We start from the raw sequence: 6296 nt of genomic DNA on the forward strand, positions 1-6296 counted from the left end.
CTGATATGTGTTTTATAGATATATGGATTAATTTACTTCGTGCAATCCATTACAGAATCTTTCAAATTCTTTGGAGCTTGCTTAATTAAACCATATTTCACGTATTCTTTAGCCTGAGTTTCCATCATTTTCAAACCTTTTTCATCGATTGGACGAATAGTTGGATTGTCAAACTTTTCAATTTGCTTAATAATGGTTTCGCTTGCTCCGAGCTGCTTGTAAGCGTTTCCAATAACATTGTTTTCTTTATGAGACTTTTCTGCTTCGCGAACAAGTGCCTTGTACATCTTCTTAACAAGATCTGGATGCTTTTGGGCAAAGCTCTTAGAAACAATGTGAATAGTAACATTCATATTGCCGTACTTTTTAGCATTTACAAGCAATTTTGCGCCTGGAGTTGTCATTGCTGCAGCAAGATTCTGATCGAATGAGGAAATTGCATCAATCTGTCCAGAAGTAAATGCTGCCTGGAAGTTCTTAGGGCTCATCTCAACTTTGTTAACTTTAGAAACGTCTAAACCGCTTTTATCAAATGCGCGGTGAAGCATGTAGTCGCCAGTGTCACCGTTATGAATAATAGCAACTTTCTTTCCGTATAAGTCTTTTAGTGTTTTTACGCCGCTTTTTGCGGATGCAACGATTCCTTGAGAATCACCATTGTAATATTCGAGCGCAAAAGCTACCCATGGTTGTCCTTCAGTAATCAAATCAATGAAGCGTCCAGTTCCGGTAGTTGTAGCATCTGCATTTCCGCTCATAACAGCAGTAAGACCGTCAACTGGAGTGTAAGGACCAGTGTAAACTACTTTAGATTTGCCAAATTCGTCTTGAAGGAATTTCTCATTTTTCAAAGTAGTTAAATAATTTGCTGTTGAAAGATAAGCAACTCTCATAGTTCCAGCGTCTTCTTTTGAAGAAGCGCTTAATGATTTTTGTGAGCTTCCGCAAGCTGCGAGAGATACAGTTGTGCAAACAGCGCAGATTAATGCAATAATGCTCTTTTTAGAAAATCGCATTTTTAAATTAGCCATGATATATAGTTCCTTTTGTTTGTTGTTTTATTTATCTGTTGTTTGTTTGGTTGTTATTATTTGGTTGTTGATTCTAAATATTGACTAATTCTTAAAAAGCAATTTAATGCATTTTAAAAAGTAGTTAACTTTAGAAAAATGTTGATATTACTAGATTATTGGCGTGATTTTCTATCTAATCTGCGCTCAGGTATAAGAAGATACTCTAATATGTTTGCAGTAAGCTCAGATCCAAGACCTGCAATTGCGTACATAATAACGCATGCCATCATTTGATCTGGCCTAAAGAATTCTTGCGCTCTTGAAAGAATGTATCCAATTCCAATAGAAGAATTAACTGTTTCGCAAGTCACTAATGCAACCCATGCTACAGATATTGCAAATCGCAAACCTGTCATAAAACTTGGAAGTGTACCGCGAAGCAAAATAGATATAAAAATAGTAGATTTTTTAACGTGATAAACCTGCGCTAATTCGAGAAGTTTCGGATCAATATTACGCACTCCGTCGCGAATATTAACGTACATAGGTCCAAAAACGCCAACAGCTATAAGCGCTATTTTCATCGTTTCATCTATTCCGAGGAAAATTATTAATATTGGAGCTAAAGCCGGGAATGGAATTGACCTCAACATGTGGCTTGGTTTATCAACTACAATATTGCCAAGCTTACTGCCTCCCGCAAGTATGCCTGCAGGAACAGCAAAAATAATTCCTAACAAAAGTCCTAAAAGAACTCGTAAAATACTTATTCCTAAGGATTTTAACAATATGCCTTCGTTGTTTAAATCAATAAAAGCTTGTATTACTTCATATGGGGACGGCAAAGAACGGTCTTCGATTGGAGAAAGAGTTGTAAAAAACCACAAAACCAAAATGAGGATAGTTGAAATCCACACTTTGAAAGAAGATACCGCTTTAAATGCAATCTTCAATATGTTCTTCGCTTTATTAGGCGAACTGTAAGTCATGCGACAATCCCTTCGATAGTTTTAGCTATATCAGGTTCAACGAGTATATTCTCAGCGCAACACTGTATGGATTGTTGTTTGGCACGATGTAGTTGCGCACCCCGTGTCTGTGGTCATTATCTCCCAAGGGTATGGACATGTATATTTGAAATCGATATTTATAAACGATATTGCTTAAAAATATACAATTGGCTCATATGACTCGAGTTAAATCAAAATATTGTGAACGTTCACGGCATAAATACGCTGGTACTCAATATAACGTCCATAAAACGCACTAATCTTGGAAGAGTCATCACAACCCATAGGTATAAAGGAGTAGTTGTGGCAGCTATTGAAAGCGTATATGCACGCGAAATTTTGGATTCTCGTGGAAATCCTACTGTTCAGGTTTATTTGGAGACCGAAGATGGCGCTCAGGGTATTGGTTTAGTGCCTTCTGGTGCTTCTACTGGTGAGGCTGAAGCTTGGGAACGTCGCGATGGCGACAAGTCCCGTTATCAAGGCAAGGGCACGTTGGAAGCTGTTAAGGCTGTCAACGAGGTAATCGCACCTAAGGTTATTGGCATGGATGCCACCGATCAGCGCGCTCTTGATGAGACGATGATTGAGCTTGATGGCACGCCAAACAAGGGCAAGCTTGGTGCTAACGCAATTCTCGGCGTTTCCCTCGCTGCTCTCTACGCTGCTGCTGAGTCTGCTCAGCTTCCGTTGTACCGCTACATTGGCGGCACCAATGGTCACATTCTTCCAGTTCCAAACATGAACATCATGAACGGTGGTGCTCACGCTGATTTCGCAACCGATATTCAGGAGTACATGATTTCTCCTTACGGTTTCGCGACCTACAGCGATGCTTTGCGCGCTGGTGTTGAGGTTTATCACACCTTGAAGAATGTTTTGAAGAAGGAAGGCTTGGCTACTGGTCTTGGTGACGAAGGTGGCTTCGCTCCAAAGATGAAGTCCAACGAGGATTCCTTGAAGTACATCATGGATGCAATCGAAGCCGCTGGCTATGAGCCAGGCAAGCAGATTGGTATTTCTCTTGACGTTGCTTCTTCTGAGTTCTACAACAAGGAAACTGGTAAGTATCGTTTCGATGGCGAAGAGCGCGAATCTGCTTACATGCTCGATTACTACGAGAAGCTCATTAACGAGTATCCAATCGTTTCCATCGAAGATCCATTCCAGGAAGAAGGCTGGGATGATTGGGCAGAAATCACCAAGCGTCTTGGTGATCGTTTGCAGTTCGTTGGCGATGACTTGCTCGTCACCAATCCAAAGCGTTTGGCTAAGGGTATTGAGCTTGGTGCAGCTAACTCCTTGCTCGTGAAGTTGAACCAGATTGGTTCCGTTACCGAGACCCTCGACGCTATTGAGCTTGCAACTAAGAACGGCTTCACTTCTATGGTTTCCCATCGTTCTGGTGAAACCCCAGATACCACCATTTCTGATCTTGCTGTTGCTAAGAACACCGGCCAAATCAAGACTGGTGCTCCTGCTCGTGGCGAGCGTATTGCTAAGTACAACCGCTTGCTTGAGATTGAGGAAGAGCTTGGTTCTACCGCTCAGTATGCTGGTTACAGCGCATTCAAGGCTTGCAAGAAGTATATGAAGTAACTTTTAGTTTTAAGTAACTTAGTGGCTTCTTGAGTCTTTGAGTTTTAACGGTCAGTCGTGTTTACGGCTGACCGTTTTTTATTAAATATTTTTGAAAAAATCACAACACGCAAAAAATTTTTCTTAAATTTACTTTCATTCTCCGCATAATGGTGATATTTTTGTGAGAAAATCGAAACAGAAGGAGATGTTTCATTATGCGAAAAGTAGCAGTTATTGGTATGGGAAATGTTGGCGCAGCTGTTGCTCATCAGCTTGTTGTTGGTGGTTACGCCGACGAGCTGTACTTATATGACAAGAATGAAGCTAAGGTTAAGGCTGATGCATTGGATTTTGAGGATTCAATGGACAATTTGCCTTTTAATGTAAACATTACTGTCAATGATTACGATGCTTTGAAAGATGTTGAAGTTATCGTAAGCGCTATGGGCAATATTAAGCTTTTAGACGTCCCAAATCCTGATCGTTTCGCAGAACTTAAACATAATCGTGTTCAAGTTGAAGAAGTTGGCGCAAAGATTAAAGCTTCTGGCTTCCATGGTGTTCTAATTGATATTACGAATCCTTGCGACGCTATTTGCCAGCTTTATAAAGAAACAACCGGTCTCCCTTATGAAAAAGTTATTGGCACTGGAACATTGCTTGATTCTGCACGTCTTCATCGCGCTGTTGGTAAATTCTTCGGAGTGCATCCAAAAGCCGTGAAGGGCTATAGCTTGGGTGAACATGGTGATTCACAGTTCGTTGCATGGTCCACAGTTAAGGTTCTTGAGCAGCCGATTGTTGAGTTTGCAAAAGAAAAGAACATTGATTTAGATGCTGTCGATGAAGAAACTCGTCAAGGCGGCTTCACTGTGTTCTACGGAAAGAAGTATACAAATTACGGTATTGCTGCTGCTGCAGTTCGTCTGGTCCATGCTGTTCTTTCGGATTCGAAGGAGCAAATGCCTGTTTCGAACTATCGAGAGGAATACCATTCTTATCTTTCTTACCCAGCAATCGTTGGTCGCGAAGGTATTGTGAAGCAGTGCCAACTTGACTTGACTGAAGAAGAGTTGCAAAAGTTGCAGCATTCTGCAGATACAATTTTGAGTAAAGCTCAAGCAAAGTAGATGAGTCAAAAATAAAATAACTAAAAAATAYTTACTAATAACAAATGCGCCTTTGCTAATACTGAACTAGCATAGGCGCATTTATTTTGCACATATTGTATTTTCCATACTAAAAATTCAAACATTATTTGCGCATAAAAATTTTTGGTATTATCGCTATGCTTCTAGATACAGCACAAGAAACAGCCATCGGAATAATCATAATCATAGGCACATTCACTAATTGCGCTACCAAAAAAAGCGCAAACCACAATGACTTTCGGCTTGCAGTTAGCAGACTTGCAGCGCCAAAAATAGCAGCTATTATCAATATTTTTGGCTGACTTGATAGCATGCCACCAACAACTGGAATGTTCATACTTATAAAACCTACGATCAGCCCTACGCAAGCTCCAGACGACATACTCGGCTGAAGCACACCACCACTTGCGCCAGCTCGAAGAGTGCAACTTGTTAAAATTATTTTTGCAACAAATAGTAGAAGCAAAGTTACCAAAGAGTTTTTGTCAATTGCAATACTTGTTGCAATGTTATATGCGTATTGTGCTAAAGCTCTGCCATTGCCCATAATTGCTGGATTCCACGATGCAACTAATCCTGTCACTAAGCCCATTAGCGGCAAAAAATATAAGATTTGGTAATTGTGAGCACACTTAGAGCGAGCCCAATGAATCATCTTATGGAAAAGAGTGCCAACAATACCGCAAGCAATGCCAACTATAATTGCAAGTAGCAACACAGTCGCGTTGACAATATGGATGTCATCAAGACTTGGCAAACAATAGTAAGATTCATCCCCAAGCACAAAAATAGTAGTCAATGATGCAATTTCACTTATAAATAACGCAATAGCAAAAATACTAAATTTTTGTATAAGCCAATACCATTTCAAACGCTTTAAAGAAGATTTCGATTCGTGAGAAAAACGTGGAATTGCAACCAAACCTAGTGCCATAATCGCACCCGCTATTGGAGTGCGATAAACTCCAGCTAAACCAGCACCAGCAGCACTTGCAACCAAAACACGAGCTTGAAATTCACTGACTCGAATAAAGCGGAGTAACTTCTGAGTAAGCATTGCAGCTAATTCTCGAGGCGCAACTTCCCTACCTAAACTTGCGCCAGAAGCAACTATAAAAATTTGTAAACATACATGGATAATCGTCGTATTAAATGGCATCGATTGGCCACTAACAGCATGAGCTATATCGACAATATGATTAGAAGATTTTGTCCATAACCACATCCAAATAATTGCAGCAACAGACATCACAATTAATACAACAGCAACGTAGTGCAATATTGGCAATCCAACTGGCGAAGGTTTAAGAGCGGATTCTGAAAATCCGAACATTACGTTTTGCACAGCATGTAGTAACAGAGTTAATAATATTGCACCAACCCCAGCCATAACTGCAACAAAAAAGGCAATAAGACTTAATCGTAAACATGTAAAAACGTAGCTCAAACACTTACAAAGTTTTTTACTGCCTACTATTTGCAAATTGCGTTTTTCCATTAGCAGCAGCCTTCCTTATGTTATTTGTTTTTAATTTTATTTG

Annotated in this window: 5 protein-coding genes and 1 riboswitch; of the genes, 2 read left to right on the plus strand and 3 right to left on the minus strand. The window is 40.0% G+C overall.

The window, feature by feature from the left end; genetic code table 11:
- Positions 1-32: 32 nt before the first annotated feature.
- Complete coding sequence (locus A5294_RS02195) at positions 33-1031, minus strand: ABC transporter substrate-binding protein (RefSeq protein WP_064340335.1); 999 nt, start codon at positions 1029-1031, stop codon at positions 33-35.
- A gap of 155 nt (positions 1032-1186) precedes the next feature.
- Positions 1187-2002, minus strand: coding sequence for an ABC transporter permease (locus A5294_RS02200; RefSeq protein ID WP_064340336.1), 816 nt, complete (start codon positions 2000-2002; stop codon positions 1187-1189).
- A riboswitch (TPP riboswitch) is annotated at positions 1992-2116 on the minus strand. (Overlaps the previous gene by 11 nt.)
- A 210-nt stretch (positions 2117-2326) precedes the next feature.
- Between A5294_RS02200 and eno the strand changes: the two genes are divergently transcribed.
- Both eno and A5294_RS02210 read left to right on the plus strand, forming a co-directional pair.
- Positions 2327-3622, plus strand: coding sequence for a phosphopyruvate hydratase (gene eno / locus A5294_RS02205; RefSeq protein WP_004106847.1), 1296 nt, complete (start codon positions 2327-2329; stop codon positions 3620-3622).
- A 197-nt stretch (positions 3623-3819) separates the two neighbouring features.
- On the plus strand, positions 3820-4734 hold the full coding sequence (locus A5294_RS02210; protein WP_004106846.1) for an L-lactate dehydrogenase: 915 nt from the start codon (positions 3820-3822) through the stop codon (positions 4732-4734).
- Between the two features lie 124 nt (positions 4735-4858).
- On the opposite strand, the gene A5294_RS02215 is transcribed toward A5294_RS02210, so the two are convergent.
- Positions 4859-6145: a chloride channel protein gene (locus A5294_RS02215; protein ID WP_231880173.1), complete on the minus strand. Its 1287-nt coding sequence runs from the start codon at positions 6143-6145 to the stop codon at positions 4859-4861.
- Between the last annotated feature and the right edge of the window lie 151 nt (positions 6146-6296).

Origin of the sequence: Gardnerella sp. 30-4 (assembly GCF_001641215.1) — a bacterium.
GTDB lineage: Bacteria > Actinomycetota > Actinomycetes > Actinomycetales > Bifidobacteriaceae > Bifidobacterium > Bifidobacterium leopoldii.

Coding starts and splice junctions, on each gene's coding strand:
- A5294_RS02195 (WP_064340335.1), bottom strand. CDS start 1,031: ATGGCTAATTTAAAAATGCGATTTTCTAAAAAGAGCATTATTGCATTA.
- A5294_RS02200 (WP_064340336.1), bottom strand. CDS start 2,002: ATGACTTACAGTTCGCCTAATAAAGCGAAGAACATATTGAAGATTGCA.
- A5294_RS02210 (WP_004106846.1), top strand. CDS start 3,820: ATGCGAAAAGTAGCAGTTATTGGTATGGGAAATGTTGGCGCAGCTGTT.
- A5294_RS02215 (WP_231880173.1), bottom strand. CDS start 6,145: ATGGCTGGGGTTGGTGCAATATTATTAACTCTGTTACTACATGCTGTG.